Source organism: Marinobacter metalliresistant (genome assembly GCF_038098645.1).
Classification (GTDB): Bacteria; Pseudomonadota; Gammaproteobacteria; order Pseudomonadales; family Oleiphilaceae; genus Marinobacter; species Marinobacter metalliresistant.
The window spans coordinates 3257210-3277130 of sequence record NZ_CP101118.1; the positions used below are offsets into that span (position 1 = coordinate 3257210).

A 19921-nucleotide genomic window follows, 5' to 3' on the forward strand; every position below is an offset into this window, starting at 1 on the left:
GTGAAAAAGCAGCTGACCAGAGGTCAGTTGCCGGATTCACCGCGTCGCTTCTTGACGAGAGCGGGGGACGGTTTCAGGGATTCAGCATCGTAAATGTGCCAGTTGGCCAGCATGACCCGGGCTGGCGGATATTGTGTGTTGGGTACCGGTATGCCGACGGCTTGCGCCTGGACGATTTGGTGAGTGTCCGGGTCAATATAGGAGACATAACCGTCGGGATCCTTGGGCAGACGAATGTGCAATCCCTCCAGTGCCGCAATCATGGCGTCTGTGTCGGTGACCTTGCCGGCCTGGCGAATCGCGCTGGCTATGATGAGCATGCCTGCGTAGGCCCCTTGCGCGGAGTAACTGGGATAGCGTCCCGACAGGGCGTGGAACCGGTTGACGAATTGGCGGTTCAGTTTGGTGTCGGGCCAGTTCACGTGGTGTCGGGCGGACAGAATGAGCCCTTCTGGGGCTTCCGGGCCCAGACTGACCAGGGTTTCGTAGTCGCCGCCGGCATCAAAGTTGGCCACGCGCATCTGCGGGAACAGTCGTGTTGTGCGGGCCTGAGCGATAAAGGCCGTAAAATCGCCACCCCACAGAGACACCACGAGTACATCCGGTTGTGACTCAAGCAGAGCCTGGATGTAAAGTGAGTAGTCCGGCTCATAGAGCTTGGGCCAGTATGTACCTGTCACCTCATAGTCCACCCCGAGCAGTTCCAGCGCCTGCTGCAGGTCGCGCCAGGCGACCCGGCCGTACTCATAATCCGGACCCAGAAAAGCCAGCTTCTTCCAACCGGTTTTCTTTTGCAGTTCTTGCAGGTAACGGGCGCCAGCGGCATGGGAATACCAGGTGTCGCTGGAGACCCGGAAGTAGTATTCGTGGCCCTCCTCAAGAGTTGCTCTTGAGGAGGCGTGGTCGGTGCCGATCAGAATGATTTTTCGTTGTTTCGCCAGACGGCTGACGGCCATGCCCACACCCGAACTAACCATGCCGCAGAGGATGTTGGCGTTATCCTGGCGAATAAAGTCTTCCGCCATGCGAACGGCAAAGGAAGACTTGGAGCGGGAGTCGTCGACGATCACCCGCAGCCTGGGCGCAGCAGGATCAGCGCTGAGTTCTTCAAGGGCGAGTTTTATGGCGACAATGCTGTCCCGGCCATAGCTGGCGGAGCGACCGGTCATGGGATACATGCAGGCGACCGTAGCATCGGCTGCATGTATAGCGGCACCTAACTCGACCCGCCCCACTGGTGGTGTGGCCGGCACCCGGACTGCGGCCTGGCTCGAGCTCACGCCGAGCAGTATAACGGCAGCCAAACCCGTATAGACTGGCAAGCTACCCAGGCAGGTCGTTGTGCAATCAATGAATGGAGCTTGGCGTAAGCGGGCCAGCAGTCCCGGCAACTCAGCCTCCCGGGCCGAACGTATCCGGCGTGTGGTTATGTGTTTTTATTGTGAACCAACTGGCAGGACAAAAGGCAAAACGGGTGCCAATGTACGTGAAAGACGCTTTCAGGCCGGACGCAAGTCGAATGAGGCTTCCCTGTCGCTACACCAGGCGGCATTGTGAGCGCAAAGCGCTCAGATCGGGCGGCTGGAGTGAGCGCTTTTCGCTCAATTGCTCAGGTAATCCCCAGGCGTTGCAGGCGGCGTTTGAAGGCATGCCGGGAAAGCCCCAGCTGTTCGGCCGCCTTACCCTTGTGGCCGTCGGTTTTTTCCAGGGCCTCCAGCACCAGCTGACGCTCCGCACGCTGAAGGTGCTGGTCAAGGGAGGATTCCCTCAACTGCTTGTTGTCTCCCTTAGGCGCGCTGGCTGCGTGGAATTCGGCGGGGAGGTGCTGCGGCCGGATCAACTGGCCGGGGTAGAGAATGGTCAGGCGCTCCACCAGATTGCGTAACTCACGAACATTGCCCGGCCAGCTATAGGCCAGCATTAAATTCAGGGCCTCCAGGGGTATCTTGATAGGACGGCAACTTTCTTCCCGGGCCTGTGAGTCAATGAAGGCGTCCAGCAATTCACGAAGGTCTTCGCCTCGCTCGCGAAGTGGCGGGATCGTCATTGCAATGACATTCAGCCGGAAATAGAGATCCTCCCGGAAGTGGCCCTGGCGGACTTCATCTTCAAGGGATCGATTGGTGGCCGCAATGACCCGTACATCTGCGATATGGTTGCTGCCGCCGCCAACCGGCCGGTAGTCACCGTTTTCCAGAAAGTGTAGAAACTTTGCCTGTAATGGGAGAGGCAATTCTCCGATTTCATCCAGAAACAGGGTGCCCCGGTGGGCCATAGCCACCAAGCCCGAGCGCTTTTGGTGAGCGCCGGTGTAGGCCCCTTTTTCAGCGCCAAACAGTTCCGCTTCGATGAGCTGTTCTGGCAGTGCGGCGCAGTTGATCTCAACAAAGGCTTCGGAGGATCGCGTGCTTTGCTCATGGATGGCCCGGGCCACGACGGCCTTGCCGGTGCCAGACTCGCCCAGCAACAGAATTCTGCCTGCACTGCTGCCGGCGACGCGCTGGATCGTCTGCCAAAGATGGGTCATGGCCTCACTTGAGCCTACCAGGCCCGACGAGGAGGCCCCCCGGGTGCGATGGTAGGTGAGCTCTTCCTGCATGCGGGTGCGCTCAGTGATGTTCTGGATCAGGTGAAGTAGTTCGTCAAGTGCAAAGGGTTTGGTGAGGTAGTCGGTAGCGCCGGCCTTTACTGCCTGTACCGCCGCCCGGGTATCGCCATGGGCGGATATCATGACCACAGGTAGTTCAGGATACAGTCGGACCGCTTCGTACAGGACATCCATGCCGCTCATTTCCGGAAGCCGCAAATCGAGCAGCATCAAGTCCGGCGGATTTTCTTCCAGAGCTGCCAGGCCCGCTTCACCGGTATAGGCGCACTGGCTTTGGATGCCGGCCTGGTTCAGGGCGAAGGTGAGTGAACGGACAAAACGTTTTTCGTCATCAACGATCAGAATCTGTGAGCGCATGTTGGTTGTCGGTGGGTCGTTGTTTTTGTGTTTTCTGCTGTAGTAAAAGGTTATCACTGTTTGCTGCCGGCAGGGTGACGGAAACCGTGGTGCCCTCTCCCTCGGTGCTCTGGATCAGCAAATCACCCTCATTAAGCTCAATCAATTGGCGAGTGATGCTCAGCCCGAGGCCGGTACCTTCCTGCCGGGTTGTGAAGAAGGGTTCCGTGACCCGTTGCAGGACGCTTTCATGCATGCCGCAGCCATTATCGTTGATATCTATGGTGATCCGATCTCCGCGGCGGAATGCCCGCAGCTGAACGACGCCCCCGGGTTCGCAGGCCTGAATGGCATTGGCTACCAGATTGACCAGGCACTGGATCACCTGGTCGGGGCTGGCGTAAATGGACTGTCGTGCATCGCCGCTGGCGCTCACCGTCACCTCGTGGGTTTCTGCCAGCCCGGTGGTGAGCACGGAGGTATGGCGGAATATCCGTCTGATATCGACTTGCTGGGGTGCCCCAGCGACCGGACGGGCGTAATCGAGCAAGTTACCGACCACGCGGTTGAGACGATCAATTTCATCCTCCACGGAGGTCAGCAGATCCCGTCGCTGGTCATCGGTTTCACCTTTTTCCAGTGCCTGAACCGTCAGCTTGATGGTAGCCAGCGGATTGCGCACCTCATGGGCGACCCCTGTGGCGAACTCCCCCAGCACAGCGAGCTTTTCCGCCTGAACCGTGCGCTGGATCATCTCTTGCAGGCGGTCTGCCATGGCGTTGAAGGCATGTGCTAGCACATCGATCTCATCCTTATCGTTTTTTGGTGCCTGCAGGCGAAATTTCAGGTCACCGGAGGCAAAGGCTTCGGCGCCTTCGGTCAGCCGGGCGACCCGCCGACGCAGACTCCTCGCCAGTGCCCAGAATAAGGCCACCGTGCCCAGGACCATTACGCTGGCCAAAGCATAGAGTCCGAGCTGGGCATCTCGCAACGGGCTCAGGATTTCACTCGCGGACACCACGTAATCAATACGCCAGCCGGGCAGCACTTCCGGCCCGGTACGCAGAGCCTCCGGCGCGGTTGTCTGCAGGTTGCCCGTGGCATCGAGCAGGTCGCCTGCGGGGGTGCGCAAAAAGGATTTCAGAACGCCGGCCAGGTTTTCAGTGCGCATCAATTCGGTGAGAGACGCTAACCGCACATGCAGACCAATGGAGCCCTCAATAGCCTGATTGGCACTGTTCCGCAAAGGTTGACGGATTAACAGCCAAGCGGGGCCGTCGCCATCGCCATCGGGCAGGTAGGGGCCGATGATCTTACTGCTGCCAAAAGTGACGGTGGGCAGGCCCTTCAGTGACCAGTTCTTACGGTTCCAGTAGGGGCTGCCGGAAGCGGCCTGACCCGGAATAACATCGGTCAGTTCCCCATTGCCGTCGAAAAACAGAACGCCGTAGAGGTCCGGTGAATCCGCCTCCACCCGTACCAGCTCTTTGACACCTTCGGGCACCGCATCGTTGTATGAAAGATACAGGGGGGTAGAGGGGTGGGTGGACAGGGTTTCAAGCTGGTAGATCCGGTTCTCGATAAAATTGGCCAAACGATTGACATTGCCGGCGACCTGGGCCTCAAGGCGCTCCCCGGCGAGACGCTCAGTCAGCAAGTCCGAGACTGCGGCGTAAAGCGCGCTGAGCAACGCAACCGAACCAACCATCAGTGTCAGCGAGAGAAAAGTGTAACGGCCCACCAGACTGAATCTGGGTTTCATGGCAACCTCATTTTTATCATCAGATAACGATAAAACTGGCCTTTACTGTCTTGTCCGCTCCCCTTAAAGAGGGCAGGCCGCCTGGTAAAGAGCGCCGACACTCTTTGCTTTGGTGCAAATTCGCGGGCTCGTTGATCTCCGGAACGGCGGTTAAGGAACTTGGGGCATCAGCTTCCGGAAACAGGAACACTCAGCAGACAGCGTGATCGGTCTCCGCGCCGCTGACAAGATCTTCCGTTTCAATCATAGTTCCAGTGTGAAGATGGCGGCGACGGCGTGGTCCCCATTTAATGGTGTGATCGCCACAGGTTCATTTACAGTTCGATTGCGGAAAAGGGGCAGGCTAACCCGCCGCAGTGGCACGTCAAGTTGTCGAGTGGGTTAAGGTCCCGTGTTGCGGGGCCTGGTCATTAGGCGTTCAAAAATTCGTTCACGTCGACGCCAGACTGTTTCAGAATGGCTTTCAGCGCCCTCTGGCATGTCGCCGGGGTGGCTGGGGATAGTGGTGTAGCGGTCGGTGCTGGAGTTATACCAGATTTCATGGGAGCCGGCTGCTTACCGGTCAAATACAAATCCCAATTTCTTGAGCTTCTTGATGATCTGCCGGTACTTGAAGCCTGCCAATCTACCCATTAGAGGTTAGAGGCCCAGGATCAGTGGGTAATCAAAGGAATCTTGGGTGGTGGCCAAGTGGACTTGCTGATGGCGTTCCGCTTGCGCTTCCAGCAGTTTCTTGGCGACATCGCGGGCAATCTCGAGGGTTTCGGTAATGGTACGCCCTTGGGCGATCAGGCCGGGAATATCATCCGACGTCGCCAGATAGACGCCTTCGGGCAGCTTTTCGATATGCAGGTTGGCAATCTGTTCCATTAAGACTCTCCAGATCAGGCCGGGTTATGGCCCTCTCTTCTCCAGTTTTGGCAAAGCCACCTCCGGCAAGCCGAATCCCTAGTCTGAAAGGTGTTATTCAATGCAAATAACCTAGCGCTCCTGGTGTTCCCTGTCGAGCCACGCGATCCGCAAGGAATGGCATGCGCTGGGAAGCCTGCCCTGGTCCAAAGAGGTTCAGTATCCTTGTGCCGCCTGCCCAACAGCAGCCAACACAGTTGAAAGAAGGGATTGCGGTTGTATCACTAAGTGCTATACCTGCTGTCAATAATAAGGACGAGGAATGCAGGTATTTAAGAACAAGGCTTTCGGCAGGTGGGCCCCCAAGGAGGGGGTAAGAGCGGGGGGGGGGGGGGCAGAACCCTGCTGGCCTATCGGGCGGGTGACAAGGCCTTCTTTGTCTACGGCTTCGCCAAGAACGTGCGAGCCAATATCAGCGACAAGGAACTGAAGGCCCTAAAGTTATATGCGGATACCTTGCTGCACTACAGCAAGGCCGAGTTGAGAAAAGCCGTGAAAAGCGGCGCATTGATTGAGGTCATTAGCGATGGATAAATCAATCCTGGACACCATCCACGAAGGTGCCAAAGAGTTGCACGACGCCGGTGTGATGGGCGATGTTACCTTGCGCGAGTTTGATGCCCTGTGCCTGCCGCCGGTGAAAGTCTACACCCCTGCCCAGATCAAGCGCATCCGGCAGAAAGCCAGGGCCAGCCAGGCGGTATTCGCCGCCTATCTGAATACCAGCCTCTCCACAGTACAGAAGTGGGAGATTGGCGGCAAAAAGCCGAACGGTCCCTCGTTGAAACTGCTGAACCTGGTGGATAAGAAGGGACTGGACGCACTGGTCTAACCCCCAAGCCTGCGGAGCCATCTTCGCGGGCATTTTTGTCCCGTTCCCACTGGAGTGGTTGGGATCGGCAGGAATTTGATCATATCCTGCTCTGAGAGCGCCCAATATCGACAGTTTGAGCCACAGTCCCGTTCACACCGTTCGCATGATGGGAGCGGTTGGGAAAGGCCGAATTTTGATCAATTTCTGGTCAAGGTTCGGCCAGGTAAGCCTAAAAAGTTGGCAATGTCAGCCAGATTTTGACGGCTTCCGCTCTTTAACAGCCTGACTTTTCGTGTTCCGGGCAGGTATAACCCTCGTTCGATGCGAACGCGGTCTATGTCTGCTGTTTCATTCTGTTAGATGGCGCCTTGTATCCATCAATCCGGAAAATAATACCCCGTCAGCACCCCATCCCAGGCGCTGGCCCAGAGAGGCTCGGTATCCTTGTGCCGTTTGCCTCGGAAGACTTCTTTTGGCGTGAGGCCATCAAGATTCTGGTGTGGCCGCAAGCGGTTGTACCAAGCCTGGTAGATGAGCAATTCGGTCTGCAGGTCCGGGCTGTTAGAGGAGTCCATACACGCCACTAAATCAGCACCTACATTCCAGTCCTGAGATTGAACACACTGATTCCCTCTTCAACTCCAGGAGGAATCAGCATGACCCGCGAACGAGAACAACTTTGGCAGCAGCATATCACGGAGTGGCAGGCCTCTGGATTGTCTGGAATGGCCGCCGTGTCACTTCGCCCCGATGTATGGAGAACCGCATGGAATCACCCGCTGAAAGTTATGGACTTGAGAACATCGTCCTGCACCATTCGTTCAAAAAGTTTGCTGGACTGGACGCACCGTTCGGATCCAGTGCAGAGAGCGGACACATGCTGGCGGTACCAACGGAGCTGGAAAAACCTCCATCTTGCATTTGATTCCTGCCTTCTACGGAGAAGAACCGGATCGGATCGTGAGTCGCGCTGGCGGGCGATTATGGTCTGGGTGGCCCTGACAGTAAGATGAGCCATATTGATCGCCTGACCCATGTCGTCCTGAACAAGAATCGGCTGCTTTCCAGCTTCAAGGGCATGATCTGCGAGACCATGTTCGATTCGATTCACATCAACAAGCGACCAACCATCCTGCATGAGCGCGATCTGGTCAACGATATCCGCAGCCTTGAGGCATTTGAGCGGGAAGAGTCGGCCATACGGGAATGCCTGGTCAAGGATGCAGAGCGTAAGGCACCGGGAAAGGCACGGTCTTGATTCCCGCCGACTGGGGGCGCCTCATCGAGGACGAGGACTTACGCGAGGAAATCAGTCAGCGCGATGCCCACCGTCGTCAATCCAGAGCCATGACTCGGCTCAAAGCGTTGGCGAAAGGCACGGACTGGGAGTCTGTCGTGGTCGCCATGGGAGAAGCCGAGCTGGCGGTAATGCAGGAGCACCTCACGGTAAGAGGATGGCTGCTGGCTGGGAACTGCTAACCGCTAACCTCCATGTACGCCAACTACAAGCGCTTAACTAGCCTGGATACAACCGCGGATGTGAGCGTCGATCGGGATGATTTGATACCAGGAGCGTTTTGGTCGGACAAACCGGTCATACGGAATACTGTGGATGATCTGCATTATGAGCTGGAGACAAGACAAGCAGAAAGGGAAGGCTGGAAATTGCCGCTATAAACCGAGAGCGGCCAGAAAATCCATGGACTGCAAGGAACCGAGAGCGAAAGCCCAAAAGGCATTAAAACGCTTGCCTGAAGCGTTCGGACTGTCCAGCTAGCATCATCATCCTTGATGTGAATGTGCTGGATTTCTTCTTTGTTCAGCACCAGATTGCGAAACTCCCCCAAGGTGAGCCCTTGACCAACAGCCGTTTCCTGCGGCTGGGGTCGCGTGCTGCTGTCGGTAAGGCACTAAACTTCGGTCCTCAAGAATGCCGGACTGGATGAGCGAGGCGTTCAGAGAATACGAGGCAGGGCGAGCCCATGGCTGAGCAGGCGTTTCTCTATCTTAACTCCGAAGTTGCAGTGTCCGTTAACGTTGAGCGGCATTTATTCCGCGAGCTGTCTCCGGTTTGGTTCTATATACCATCACGATAGACTATAGATACCGGCTTAGCGGCATTATATATCAGTATGCTGGTATTTAAGGTCGTTAATAGCTATGGTAAAGTCTACTATGCTGATATTTAGATATGGCTATGCAGAGCGAGCAAAAGATCCTGACCCTACAGGTCTACTGGAACTATCAGTGGCACGACGCCGGCACCGTCCGGTTCCCGAACCCCAAGACCGGCCTCACTGGTGATATGGCGTTCACCTACAACGGCAAGTATGTGAATGCGGTCACCACGGCGAAGGAAGGCCTGTCGTTCAGGGATGAGCGGGCCATTGGCCACCATGTCCCCGGACACCTGATGAAGAGGTACCCCCGGGAACCGGTTGCCCCGGTACTCCGGGACATCATCCCCCAGGGTGCCGGGCGACGGTATCTGCTCCGTCATTGGGACGTGACCGGGGATCCGGGTCCGTCCGTTGACTTCAAATTGCTCAGCGAAGGGTGCATCGCACCGATCGGCAACCTGCGCATCAAGGAGGCCGCGGAGGCTTTCGAGGCGCAGGTAAAAGACACCAAAGTGATCTCGTTCACTCAGGATGACATCAGCGATCGGGATGAGTACCTGCTGGAGTACGCCAATCAGCTGGGTGTGGTCATCGGTGGCGCCACCGGCGCCGGCGGCGATGCGCCAAAGCTGCTGGTCGTCGAGGACCGGGACGGTCGATTCTACCTGGAGGGGACCCTCCCGGAGCTGGAAATCGCCAATCACTGGCTGGTGAAGTTTCCCCGGGGCCGGATGATGCCAGAGGATCAGGACATCCTGCGAGCAGAGGGAATCTTCTACGAGGCCTTAGATCAGCTGGGCCAAAACACTATTCGGGGTGCCCATGTGGTAGAAGGCAGGGTCCCGGCATTGTGGCTGCCGCGATTTGATCGGGAGGTAGCCCCGGGCGGGGTCCGGCGGTACGGGGTCGAGTCGATGTACAGCCTCAACAAGATGATTGGCGACGGCGCCAGGATGGAACACCCTGATGTTATAGTCCGGCTGCGCGAGGCGATCACGCACCCACCGGAGTTCGATACAACCCTGTGCGAGTACCTGGTGCGCGACGTCATCAACTACACCTTCGGCAACAGCGACAATCACGGGCGCAATACCGCCCTGATCAAGCGCGACGGCCGGATCAGCCTGTCCCCGGCTTACGACCTGGCGCCCATGGTGCTGGACAAGGAGGCCATTGCCCGGACGACAGTCTGGCCGCAGGAATACCAGCATTCGGTCTATGAACCGAACTACCACAAGATCATCCGGGACTTTGCCGAAAACCCGGACATCACCCGGGCCCGATTCATTGCTGAGCTGGAAAAGCTGGCGGGCCTGAAGAAAAAGGTGGTGGACCTGGGTGCACCCGGGCGGGTCCTGGAACATAAGAACATCGTCTTTGAGCGCCCGGAGAGGTTCTTGGAGACCCTGAAGACCGAGGCGGGAGGCGATGATGCCCAGAATGCCACCAAAGGTTGAAGATGATGAGCGCGAGGCGGCCCAGGCTGATCTGGAAAAGCGCATGAAGCAGGGCAAGATCTCGGTGGGGGCCGCAGTGCGTGAGATCCGCCAGCGCTTTGTCGGTATCACGCTGGAAGACTACGCTCGGCTGTGTGGACTGTCGAAGACCACCCTTATGAATATTGAGCGTGACGACCCCCGGGTCCTGCTCGAATCTGTCAAGAAGGCCGTGCAGCCACTGGGTTACCAGTTGTCCCTGGTGCCCGCTGCAGATCTTTAGAGAAGGCAGTACCCAAGCGTGCAAGTCTGGCTCCAGACCATGTTGGTACGAAGGCCGTTGTCTACTGCACCTGATAGGAATGGAGCGCCACATAAATGGCCGTCCAAATTAACTGCAAATAGGTCTTCCTGTGGAGCGCAACGGTGAAGCTGATCTTGAGCCGAAAAGGATTCGATTCATCCGCCGGTGGATGTCCCAGCCCGGTATTTCCCGACAACTCCTTTTACGCACTACCTATCCCGGACAAGAAATCACGCATTACCTATCAAGAGCTGAACTATCAGGGTATAAATATCGGTAAGCTCGTTGCAGATTTAACGGGCGATCCCCGACGCATTGCGCATTACGCTCACCTCGATCCTGATCTCATTGATCATGTTTACCCGCGACATACTGACTGGCGACCTCTGCTTGGGCAGTCGGGTAGTGCTCAAGGGCATTTGCGTAAGCAAGAAGTAGGCGTGGGTGACGTCTTCATGTTTTTCGGACTATTCAGACCAGTTGAGAAAAGTGGTGAGAACTGGAGGTTCATTAAGTCGGCACCCGCATTTCATGCCCTGTGGGGCTGGCTCCAGATCGGAGAGATTCGTAAGGTTGACCAATTAGCAGAAAAAGAGTTGGCCTGGGCCCGTTATCACCCTCACTTTCACGGTCAAATTGATGCAAGCAACACACTTTATCTTGCTTCTGAAACCTTGCGCCTGGATGGACTGGATATTGGGTTACCGGGGGCGGGAACATTCAGACAAATGCATGACCAGTATAGGCTGACCGCACCAGGGGTAACTTCCCCAACACATTGGCGCTTGCCCGGTTTTTTCTATCCCAATAGCTCTGGTTTTACATTGAGTTTCCATAGCAACCCGGCTCGCTGGTCCAGGGCTGGAAAGTACTGTCATCTGATGAGCGCTTCCAGAGGTCAGGAGTTCGTTCTTGACGCTTCGGGTTATCCTGAGGCTATCTCCTGGCTTAATGGGCTTTTGCGGCAGTGATCAGCTATTAAGCAGTTTCTCTATTTGGGCACAAGCCTGATAAGGATTTGATGTCCGGAAGACGGACGTTTGATGCCAGTGGATCGATCTGTGTATGAGTAGACGCCCGGTGACGACCATCGATTCGTTGAAGGCGCTGGTTTTCGTGACTTGAGCCACCTTTACAGCTTTGATTCTACCAATGCTACCAGCGCCCCTGGGGTTCGCCGAACGAGGCCAGCACTTTCAATGCATCCAACACAACTCTGGGGCAGACCCGCCCACCGATCGGCATTAATGTTGTCACCGGAGCATTGAGGCAACCGCCGGAGATGAACGGTGCACAGCAAGCAGGTGTTACCCGATTTTGAGACTCGATTAGCCAAGGTTCAAGACGTATGGCGGGATAACCGCAGCCTCAAGCAGGCTACGATTGTTCAGTATCTTTACTGGATACGCCGTTTTCATCGTTACTGCATGGTGGAAGCCCTTAGTCCCGATGAGCAACTGACCCAGGCCGGCGTAAACAATTTTGCTCAGTGGTACGCACGACAACGGCAGGTCGATACGGAGTGTGCTTGCGAGGAAGCACAGTCTGCACTGCGAGCCTGGGCATTTGGACTAAGCGCCTTAGGCGTTGAAGTCCCGCCGTGGCAAACAGGGATGGTTGGTATTTTTCAGCCCGAGCCCCAACTGCAGGCTTTCGCCGAACATTTGCGCCAACACCGTGGTTAGTTACCGAAAGCTGCTTGGTTAAACCTTGAGAGTTGTCAGAAAAAATACTACTTTTTCTGACAATAATGTCAGTGCCGAGGTCTTGAGGCGAATCAAGGAAGGGATGAGCGAGGAGGAATTCGAAAAATGCCTTCTTGACCAGGAGCAAAGAATTGGCCTCGGTATCGACGACCGTAGACCTAGCGCTCAGTGGGGTCTTGTGCGAAAGCCTCGGCAACCCAAACTTTGAAATCCATGTCCTCGAATACCCAGACCCCTTTCTCGACCGGCGCCAGGAACTCGCCACGCAGCCGATTCAACGCATTCTGGATCGTGTGCGTTGCCACATTGGACTCTGTCATCCCCAGCCAGGTGGCAATGAATCGACGGGCCTCCTCATGGTAGGGCCCGGCGATGTCCTGGGCGATGACAGCGAGGATGGCCTGCTCAATAGGCTTGAGCTGGGACCAGGTTTTCTCGTACTCATCCGTATCACTGGTGAATTGCCGGTACCGCTCGGTTGCGGAGGTGATGTCCGTTTCGCCGGAGAGCACCATGCCTTCGATGACGGCTCGAAAGTCCCGTGGAACCCGATTCAGTAGAAGGAAGGCGTTCAAGGCGTTGTTGTAGCTCAGAGTCCGGGCTGTGGCCTGATCAAAAGCATCAAGCATGTGCTTGACAAAGCCCGAGCCCAGCTCTGGCAGGTCGATCTGGGAGGACGAGCGAAACAGCGGTGCCTTTCTGCGATTGAACAGACGATACAGGCCGTCCCGGGAAGATCCGGTATAGACGACATAAAGCTTGTCCCTGTTTTCATCCAGCAGGGTCCGAAGGAAAAACACCAGGGGTTCGAAGGCCCGGTCGGTGGCAAGATGCTGGACTTCATCCAGGCACAGTAGAATTTTCTTTTTTCCGCTGAGTAACGTCTCGAACCGGCTGCGAAGCTGGCTCAAGTCATCCTCTTGTGGCGGGATGTTCTGTCCGGAGACCTCGGCGGAGGCCTTCACTGTCCCGTCAATGCCGACCTCTCCACCTAGCTTAAGAGCCCCGAGGTGGGAGTTAGCCCAGCGCCGGCGTTCCAGCCAGGTCATTTCCCCGATACCCCGTTCAAGGCCTTTTTTGAGACAGGTAACCGGGTTCCTGGGGTTGTCCCAGAAGCTCACATAGATGGGACGGTACCCCTGCTCATGCGCTTCAGGGATAAGGTCAAAGAGGATGAATTCCGTCTTGCCCATGCGCCGGGGCGCAAAGAGCGTCAGAGTGTTGGAGACACCGCTGGCGAAGGTCGACAGAAACTGATCGGTCAGCTCGTGGCGGGGAAAGTGCCAGTCCACATGTGCATTCATAAAGTGTCTCGGCGGCCAATAGTCATGTTTAGTAAACATTATACTATATTAGTAGTATAAAATACTAAAGCATACTAAGGGCACCTTTGGAATAGCGAAGCCGGCCATCTCCTAGGCACGGAGAGGCTCTCCGTGAGGCAGACGTCAGGTTTGAGTGAAGCTTGGTAGACCTTCCAATTGACATCCGGATTTGACTGGCCGATAGTACACGTACGGTGAATTGCCGTACGTGCTAACATTGTTAGTTGTCAGTCAAACAGCAAAAACCGAAAACACTAAAACAGAGGGTTTGGTCGATTGGCCAGCCCGTTGAAAGAGGGATATCGCATGTCAAAGACAAGCGCGCGGCTGGATTTAAGAATTGATCCAGCGATCAAAGAATTGGCGGCGCGCGCTTCAGCTCTGACCGGGAGTCACAGTCTGTCGGAGTTTGTCATTCAAGCAATCCGAGAGAAGTCGGCTCGCGTGATCGAGGAGGCCGAAGTGTATCGGCTGAATAGTCAGTCGTTTGATGCTTTTGTAGCAGCCTGCGAGGCAGCTCCAGCACCGAACGAGGCTTTGCTGAGCGCGAAACGTCGCCGTAACAAAAGGATAGAAAACGGTGACCTTGAGGTTAGAACCATTAGATAGTTTCCGTCCATAAACGGCTTGTTTTCAGGGCTAATCGCCCAGCCGGTTGGGTCAAATTGTTTCTCTTGGCCAACCTTATCCCGGCCACATCGCAGCCTGTGGTCTTCCGTCGCCATTTTGACCGCGAATCGGCATTTTTCAGGCACAGGCCAGCCCCGGCCAGAGTGCCGATAAGGCTTTTTGTTGATACTCTTGGGTGACTCGGGTTAAGGCGTTATCTGGCGAGCAGCAGTCGCGAGAACACAGCCAGGTTGTGTGCTACCACAGCCGACCACACATACGATTTAAAGTGCTCCAGTCCCTTCCAGGTGCAACGCGACAAACCGTAGGACCGCTTCAGGCAGGAGATGCCCGCTTCGATCCCCGCCCGGAAGTTGCGCAGCTTGCGATAAACCCAGTCACTCTTCACCATCTGATCGACCTTCAGGCCCTTCTTTTTGTGGAAGGCCACATCCTTCACGCCTTTGTCTTTGGCTTGCTGCACGTTGTCTTTGCTGGCGTAACCCCCGTCCGCTGCTATTTGCCGAGGCGCACGGCCATAGATCTCGATCTGCCGTTCCAACAGCGGCATAAAACGTTCGCTATCGGCCGGATTACCCTCCTCGATGACGGCGTCAAGAATCAGCCCGCTACGACCACTCGTCAGGTTCAGCTTGTGCCCGTACTGAATGTCACGGCTGCCCTTGATAATGATGTCGGTATGCTCCTCGAACAGGCTGAAGACCTTCTCGGCGGCAGGAACCTGTTCGCCGTTGATTACCCGTCGTTGCGACTGATCGATCACTCCCTCGATCAGTCCCCGGTAGTGCTTTACCTGCGCTTCCCAGGCGGCGAACGCGGCCTCATCGATGGTCAGTTGGGTTAACGTACACCAGGCCTTATCCAGGTAATTGAGGCCCTTGCGAGTGACCTTGATCAGATCCCGATACCAGTTGGCCTTCTTTTCCTTCCCCCGGGAATACTGGATCTGATAGGCACGCTTCTTGGCCACGCGCCGGTGGTTGCACCACTTCAGTCGCACCGGCCCAGCCAGCTCTTGTGCTTGCTCCATCAGCCGCACCTGGGTGCGGACCGCATCCCAAAGCAACGTGCTGTCTGTTGGTTCGTGAACCGGTGTCTCCGTGACCGTGCTATCGACCCGGACCATGCGCCCGCGCTCTATTTTTTGGACACTGGCGTCCCGGATCATCAAGCGGTGGATCCGCTCCCAGCTGGCATCGCTAATGGCGCTGACCCCTTTCTGTAAAACCGACTTCTTCGGCCTTAACCCGAGAGGCAGCCGTGCAAAGGCTTGAAAGGAATGGGAGTCCTCCAGATAAAAGGCCAGTGCCTCGTAGCTGAGCTGACGGTGCTGTTTAAGGATGGCGCAGCGCAGGATCGACTCGACTGACAACCCTTCACGCCCGGTCTCTTTGATTTCGGCCCGGCACAGTTCTGGGGCCATCCAATCCAGAATCTCGGGATGCCCGTCCAGCCAATCGGACATCGCCTTGAGTTCACGTCCGATCTCGTGCTCTGCGTAAAGATCAAATATACTGCCTTGGACGGTGCGTTTTTGACGCATTGTTACCTCCGCGGATTTTTGGTTTTTCTTTTGTTTCAATGGCTTGCGACAAAGAATACCATTTTCCGCTGGAGGTTTCTCTCTTTGTTTCCTGATTTTCCTGTTTAATATCAGTCCTTTATGTTTATGGATAGAAACTAGATAAGAAGTCCCATGACAGGAAATCGTTTGATTGTGGATTGGAACGGGTAAATGAGTTCCTTTGGCGCGAAGCACGCAATCAGATGGACAAGAAAATTAATCGTACCTGGGTGTTGGTGGACGATGAGCCCGCCAATGTGTTGCCGGCTCCGGTCCTGGGTTATTTCACCCTGACCAGCGCGACCGTGGTGCGTGACGAGCTACCAGATCAGGAAACCCGTAGTCGGTATCCTGCCTATCCCATTCCAGTGATCAAGCTGGCGTGGCTAGGTGTTGATAGCGGGCTACACAGCTCAGAGCGCCGACTCGGTGAAACGATTCTTCTTGAAGCTCTGGAAGAGGCGTACCGAATTGTTCAGTACAGTGGTATGGGAATAGCGGTGGTAACGGATCCGCTTACCCAGGAAAGTGACCGCTTTTTTAAGCGGTACGGTTTCCTGCCAATGGGAAGGCAATTCGGAGAGCTACAGTCTCTCTACTTACCTATGGGCACAATTGGTCAGCTGATTGATCCTCCATCTTGAGGATGACACTGGCTTCAAATAGCCGTATCGGTGCTCTGATACGGCTATTTCCATTTTCTCAGACTTAAGAAATTACATTCGTATGAAAACGATTGGCGCGCTTTGTGATAGCCACGGAAAACATGTTTTCCAAGGGGGTAAAGATCCATTTTACATCACAGTTGTTGAGCCTTTGCTGTCCGAAATAGAGAAGAGTTCAGGGCTTAAAGGTAGCTATGAAGTTGAGGGTAGATTTGATGTAAAGGCCCTGGCTAGGTTTCGGAAGGGTGATAAAACATCCCAGCAGTTATTGATCGACCATACGGGAGAGGCGCCTGACGGTGGGCGTTCACTTATGATTTGGATTAATCCCAACAATCTTCCGGCGAAGCTCAAAACCCAAGTGGTAAATCATCCTTCTGGCCCGGTGTTTCCGATTCCACGAAACTGGACGGCTGAGGAGCTCTCTCAACTGATCCAGTTTAATGATTAGGTTGTCGACGCATTTAGCAGGAGCAATACACTGGGTAGGCAGATGCCTTAGATGGCTGATTTGGAATCTGCTAAGCGAGCGTGCACAGTTGGAAATTGAGCTGCGGCTCGCTGGCCACCCCCTGTTGCACCCATCTGAGGTGCCAATTCCGACCATTCTTGAAGATACCCGGTGTGAGCTGGAAAGACTCAGAGATGTTGAGTTTTCAGGCTACTTGCCGGGACTGAGCGAAAACGTTCGGGTTCTTGTCGAGCGAAGCCTGAAAGCATTGGTCACTGACCGGTTGTACACAGCATCTTTCCCGATGGCCACGCTGCATGGATGTTCTGCGAGTAAAGCTCGGTATAGGCCCGATCGAGCGGGATGTGCCACCATGGCAGAACTGGGAAAGCTGATTAATGACTTGAAAGACCTGGAGGGAAAGAGCGGGGGAGATATTGTTTCTGCATGTCTAGCCTGGCCTGAACTCCGACTTCATGAAGGGATCAGATTAACCACTGATAATTGGCATCGACGTTTCTACTGGTCCAGTGCAGGTGGCTCTCATCATATGGCTGTTCTTTGCTACGAGTTACAAAGGCAAGAAAAACAATGGCAGCCTGAAGTTGAGATTAAAGAGTTCCGCCGAAGCAAATTGCAGAGCTGAGCAAAAGTACCAAACCAAAAATCATTCGTCTTGCCATTATGCAGGCTCCTTTTTTAGTTCGATAAACGTCTACGCGGAAACATATTATTGTAAATCACAAGAGGAATCGGGAACGGGTTTAACATTGCCAGCCAAGGGTTTAAAGCAGAACGAACTGAAGAAATACCAGCAGTCAGTTTACAAGGTTATACGATGAAAACTTGAAGCCCGCAAACTGGCAATTATCACTTCTATACTTTATGCCGACGAGTGAGGTCCAAGGCGGAAATTTCACCAAGGGGAAGTCTAGGTCTATCCGCCTGAATGTTCGCTCTGCGACCAAAGTTAACATTACCAAGCGAATATGTTTGCTTAACTATCGTAGAACGACTGTGCCACAGAGATGGTGGGCTCGAAACCGTGCAAAGGTCACGTTAATGGGTGGTGATGCATCGACCTAAATTGACTGGGCACTGCCAAGGCACCATTTGGGCACAGGCGCAATGATAGAGAAAAATTCCTGCTTTTAATCTTGCCGTGCAAAGGTCACCGATCGAATCAGAGGTTTTCGGATTGCTCAGGTGCGAGTAACACAGGTGAGGAGGTTGTCTTGATGATAGCTCATTGATCTGCCAAGTTAATGGCCCGCCCGAGAGGATTCGAACCTCTGACCTCCGCCTCCGGAGGGCGGCGCTCTATCCAGCTGAGCTACGGGCGGGTGTCGTCATTAACGCCTTCGCGTCAATTTCGAGTGCGCAATCTTACGTGTGATGGAGTGCTCTGTCTAGTCCTGTTGGCGCCGGTTTGGCCAGTTATAACGTTCAGGCGGAATCGGCCTCCGCTCTGGGGTTTCTTGGGTAGTAGCGTTCGGGCAGGCGTTCGATGTGGGGGAAGAAGCGGGTGTCCTTGTAGGGCATTTTCATGAAGCCGGAGACGCCTAGCCCGGTGATCTGGTCCACGGCGGAGAGGATCTCGTCGAGCAGGCGGGAAAACTCACCCTCCCGGTCCGGGGCCAGCAGCCGGTAGTGGCTGTGGATCTTGAGGTGGCGGGGCAGGGCTTCGAAGATGATCATGCCGGTGTGGTGGATATCGTTCAGGGACTCCAGCGCGGTGATGATGGTTTGCGGCAGCACCAGGAATTCCTCCGGGTCGGGGCCGTCCTCGAAATAGGAATGCACCCGGGATTCGTCTTCAACTTCCGGTGCCGCACTGACCTCGTAGCGCAGTTGCATGCCGGGTTCGGTCAGGAACGGCTGGTCCGGTTCGGCACGGTCGATGTGCAGGGTGTTGCGGGCGTTGAACAGGCAGCTTTTGAAGATACCCTGGCGATAAATGGCCTGGGCCAGGTAGACCATATTGTTGACGGCCCTGATGAAGGCGGTCTTGAGGTTGGGGTCGTGCAGGTTCAGCGAGGTATCGATGTAGACACCGTCGGTCTCCCAGCGCACGGCCAGCCCCCCCTCGACAGGGTATCGCCCCAGACGGCTGACGGCGGCCAGGAATGCCTTTTCCGTTTCCCCCATGCCCTGCATGAAGTTCTTGTAGTAGCGGTCAAGCTGTACGTCGTTAACATCGTTGAGGGTTTCCGGGGCGCCTTCCTGCCGAAGGAAGGATTTGCGGGAACTGTACACCACGGTGTCGATCTCGTGGTCCGAGGGCCGTGTCCAGACCGGTACCAGTGGGTTTGCCGGGGGCTCCGGCAGGTCAACCATCACCGTGCGCGCCATTCTTGGCATTTCATTCAGATAGTAATCGCCGGCCCGCAGGCGAGTCTTCGGATCTGGGGCCAGCATGCCGTCGAGCATGCGGGCGAACTCCATGGGAAGCCCCAGGGAGGTGGCGGGAATCGCCTGGTGCCCGAACCGGCACGACTGGCCGGAAGCCAGCGCGTAGAGTGTTCCTGCGGCACCCTGTTCATCGAAACGGGGAGACGACAGGCCGCCGTTAAGCTGTTCCTCGCCTATGAAGTAGACGTCCCCCAGTCGTGCGTTGGTCTGCTGCAGGTTGTCGGACATCAGCTCCATGACATTGGTGGCGAGGAACTGCTGGTTGGCGTCGAGCTGGGCGAACACCGAGGAGCCCCAGTCGATCAGGGCTATGTTCTCCGTGCTGGCGTCGAATACCAGGTTCGATGGTTTGATGTCGCCGTGCACGATGGGTCGGCCGGCGGGGCCGTTCTCCCGGCGTAGGTTGCGCAGGATGTCCGCAAGCTGGTCGGCAATCCGCATCACCACCCGTGGTTTGAGGCAGCCCTCGCGCAGGGAGACTTCCTCCAGGTTAAGGCCGGCCGCCCGTTCCATCACCAGGATAGGCTGGTTGTGCGCCCTTTGGTAGGCGATCAGCCGGGGTACCCTCGGGTGGCGTACCTGCTCGAGTATGTAGGCTTCATCCTCCAGGCGGTCCTGCAGGTGTTGGGGCAGATTGATGCGGGTAAACTTGAAAACGTGCTCCGGGCCGGTCTCGCCCTGGCGTGGCAGGCGGCCTGCGAATACGAAGCCGTAGGCGCCCTTGCCGATAAGTTCGATGTCCTGGTAACCCAATTGGCGGAGCTGGGTGGCGCAAAGCGCCACCCAGTCTTTGAGCTTTTTCGCATCGTCATGGCTGAGCAGGTAGATCGACTGCTCTTCAGGTATGTAGAACTGCTGCAGTTGCGTCTTCTGCGCCAT

At 55.8% G+C, this 19921-nt stretch carries 22 protein-coding genes and 1 tRNA gene; 14 read left to right on the forward strand and 9 right to left on the reverse strand.

Annotated features, from left to right (window positions below):
- Positions 1–23: 23 nt before the first annotated feature.
- The 4 genes from NLK58_RS15235 to NLK58_RS15250 form a co-directional block, all read right to left on the reverse strand.
- Positions 24–1178, reverse strand: a complete 1155-nt coding sequence (locus NLK58_RS15235; RefSeq protein ID WP_341581233.1) for an ABC transporter substrate-binding protein — start codon at positions 1176–1178, stop codon at positions 24–26.
- Positions 1179–1609: 431 nt separating this feature from the next.
- Positions 1610–2965 (reverse strand): sigma-54 dependent transcriptional regulator, encoded by a 1356-nt coding sequence (locus NLK58_RS15240; protein ID WP_117619304.1) that lies wholly within the window; start codon positions 2963–2965, stop codon positions 1610–1612.
- Complete coding sequence (locus NLK58_RS15245; RefSeq protein ID WP_341581234.1) at positions 2940–4706, reverse strand: HAMP domain-containing sensor histidine kinase; 1767 nt, start codon at positions 4704–4706, stop codon at positions 2940–2942. The genes NLK58_RS15240 and NLK58_RS15245 overlap by 26 nt, the downstream gene beginning before the upstream one ends.
- Before the next feature lie 639 nt (positions 4707–5345).
- Positions 5346–5576 (reverse strand): DUF1902 domain-containing protein, encoded by a 231-nt coding sequence (locus NLK58_RS15250; RefSeq protein WP_341581235.1) that lies wholly within the window; start codon positions 5574–5576, stop codon positions 5346–5348.
- Positions 5577–5909: 333 nt separating this feature from the next.
- Between NLK58_RS15250 and NLK58_RS15255 the strand changes: the two genes are divergently transcribed.
- Together NLK58_RS15255 and NLK58_RS15260 are read left to right on the forward strand one after the other, a co-directional pair.
- Complete coding sequence (locus NLK58_RS15255) at positions 5910–6149, forward strand: type II toxin-antitoxin system RelE/ParE family toxin (RefSeq protein WP_341581236.1); 240 nt, start codon at positions 5910–5912, stop codon at positions 6147–6149.
- Entirely contained in the window at positions 6142–6447 is a 306-nt protein-coding gene (locus tag NLK58_RS15260; protein ID WP_117619307.1) for a DNA-binding transcriptional regulator, read from the forward strand. The genes NLK58_RS15255 and NLK58_RS15260 overlap by 8 nt, the downstream gene beginning before the upstream one ends.
- Positions 6448–6806: 359 nt before the next feature.
- Here the strand turns inward: NLK58_RS15260 and NLK58_RS15265 are convergent, their stop codons facing one another.
- A complete protein-coding gene (locus NLK58_RS15265; RefSeq protein ID WP_117619308.1) occupies positions 6807–7004 on the reverse strand; it encodes a hypothetical protein in 198 nt (65 codons plus the stop codon).
- 191 nt (positions 7005–7195) lie between these two features.
- Here NLK58_RS15265 and NLK58_RS15270 point away from each other — a divergent pair, with 191 nt between their 5' ends.
- The 8 genes from NLK58_RS15270 to NLK58_RS15305 all read left to right on the forward strand — a co-directional run bounded on the left by NLK58_RS15270 (position 7196) and on the right by NLK58_RS15305 (position 11974).
- Positions 7196–7354 (forward strand): hypothetical protein, encoded by a 159-nt coding sequence (locus NLK58_RS15270; RefSeq protein WP_341581237.1) that lies wholly within the window; start codon positions 7196–7198, stop codon positions 7352–7354.
- Positions 7285–7431: an ATP-binding protein gene (locus tag NLK58_RS15275; RefSeq protein WP_341582816.1), complete on the forward strand. Its 147-nt coding sequence runs from the start codon at positions 7285–7287 to the stop codon at positions 7429–7431. The genes NLK58_RS15270 and NLK58_RS15275 overlap by 70 nt, the downstream gene beginning before the upstream one ends.
- Positions 7432–7438: 7 nt before the next feature.
- Positions 7439–7687 (forward strand): hypothetical protein, encoded by a 249-nt coding sequence (locus NLK58_RS15280; protein ID WP_227539311.1) that lies wholly within the window; start codon positions 7439–7441, stop codon positions 7685–7687.
- Positions 7684–7908, forward strand: coding sequence for a hypothetical protein (locus tag NLK58_RS15285; RefSeq protein ID WP_117619309.1), 225 nt, complete (start codon positions 7684–7686; stop codon positions 7906–7908). Before NLK58_RS15280 ends, NLK58_RS15285 begins: the two co-directional genes overlap by 4 nt.
- A 712-nt stretch (positions 7909–8620) precedes the next feature.
- On the forward strand, positions 8621–10006 hold the full coding sequence (locus NLK58_RS15290) for a type II toxin-antitoxin system HipA family toxin (RefSeq protein ID WP_117619310.1): 1386 nt from the start codon (positions 8621–8623) through the stop codon (positions 10004–10006).
- Complete coding sequence (locus NLK58_RS15295; protein WP_341581238.1) at positions 9990–10268, forward strand: hypothetical protein; 279 nt, start codon at positions 9990–9992, stop codon at positions 10266–10268. The genes NLK58_RS15290 and NLK58_RS15295 overlap by 17 nt, the downstream gene beginning before the upstream one ends.
- A gap of 143 nt (positions 10269–10411) precedes the next feature.
- Positions 10412–11260 carry a hypothetical protein gene (locus NLK58_RS15300; protein WP_117619312.1) on the forward strand — a complete coding sequence of 283 codons (849 nt, stop codon included), beginning with the start codon at positions 10412–10414 and terminating at the stop codon, positions 11258–11260.
- 318 nt (positions 11261–11578) lie between these two features.
- Entirely contained in the window at positions 11579–11974 is a 396-nt protein-coding gene (locus tag NLK58_RS15305) for a phage integrase N-terminal SAM-like domain-containing protein (RefSeq protein WP_227539312.1), read from the forward strand.
- Between the two features lie 179 nt (positions 11975–12153).
- On the opposite strand, the gene NLK58_RS15310 is transcribed toward NLK58_RS15305, so the two are convergent.
- On the reverse strand, positions 12154–13299 hold the full coding sequence (locus NLK58_RS15310) for a hypothetical protein (RefSeq protein WP_117619313.1): 1146 nt from the start codon (positions 13297–13299) through the stop codon (positions 12154–12156).
- 327 nt (positions 13300–13626) lie between these two features.
- Between NLK58_RS15310 and NLK58_RS15315 the strand changes: the two genes are divergently transcribed.
- A complete protein-coding gene (locus NLK58_RS15315) occupies positions 13627–13929 on the forward strand; it encodes a DUF1778 domain-containing protein (protein WP_222534940.1) in 303 nt (100 codons plus the stop codon).
- A 214-nt stretch (positions 13930–14143) separates the two neighbouring features.
- Here the strand turns inward: NLK58_RS15315 and NLK58_RS15320 are convergent, their stop codons facing one another.
- The gene (locus tag NLK58_RS15320; RefSeq protein WP_341581239.1) at positions 14144–15493 is read right to left on the reverse strand and encodes an ISNCY family transposase; all 1350 of its coding nucleotides are present in this window, start codon (positions 15491–15493) and stop codon (positions 14144–14146) included.
- 224 nt (positions 15494–15717) lie between these two features.
- Between NLK58_RS15320 and NLK58_RS15325 the strand changes: the two genes are divergently transcribed.
- The 3 genes from NLK58_RS15325 to NLK58_RS15335 all read left to right on the forward strand — a co-directional run bounded on the left by NLK58_RS15325 (position 15718) and on the right by NLK58_RS15335 (position 17276).
- On the forward strand, positions 15718–16158 hold the full coding sequence (locus NLK58_RS15325) for an acetyltransferase (protein WP_341581240.1): 441 nt from the start codon (positions 15718–15720) through the stop codon (positions 16156–16158).
- An 82-nt stretch (positions 16159–16240) separates the two neighbouring features.
- Complete coding sequence (locus NLK58_RS15330; protein WP_341581241.1) at positions 16241–16630, forward strand: hypothetical protein; 390 nt, start codon at positions 16241–16243, stop codon at positions 16628–16630.
- Positions 16631–16934: 304 nt separating this feature from the next.
- Positions 16935–17276, forward strand: coding sequence for a DUF6685 family protein (locus tag NLK58_RS15335; RefSeq protein ID WP_341582817.1), 342 nt, complete (start codon positions 16935–16937; stop codon positions 17274–17276).
- Positions 17277–17896: 620 nt separating this feature from the next.
- Here NLK58_RS15335 and NLK58_RS15340 read toward each other — a convergent pair.
- Positions 17897–17973, reverse strand: a tRNA-Arg gene (locus tag NLK58_RS15340).
- A gap of 103 nt (positions 17974–18076) precedes the next feature.
- Entirely contained in the window at positions 18077–19921 is a 1845-nt protein-coding gene (locus tag NLK58_RS15345; RefSeq protein ID WP_117619321.1) for a protein kinase, read from the reverse strand.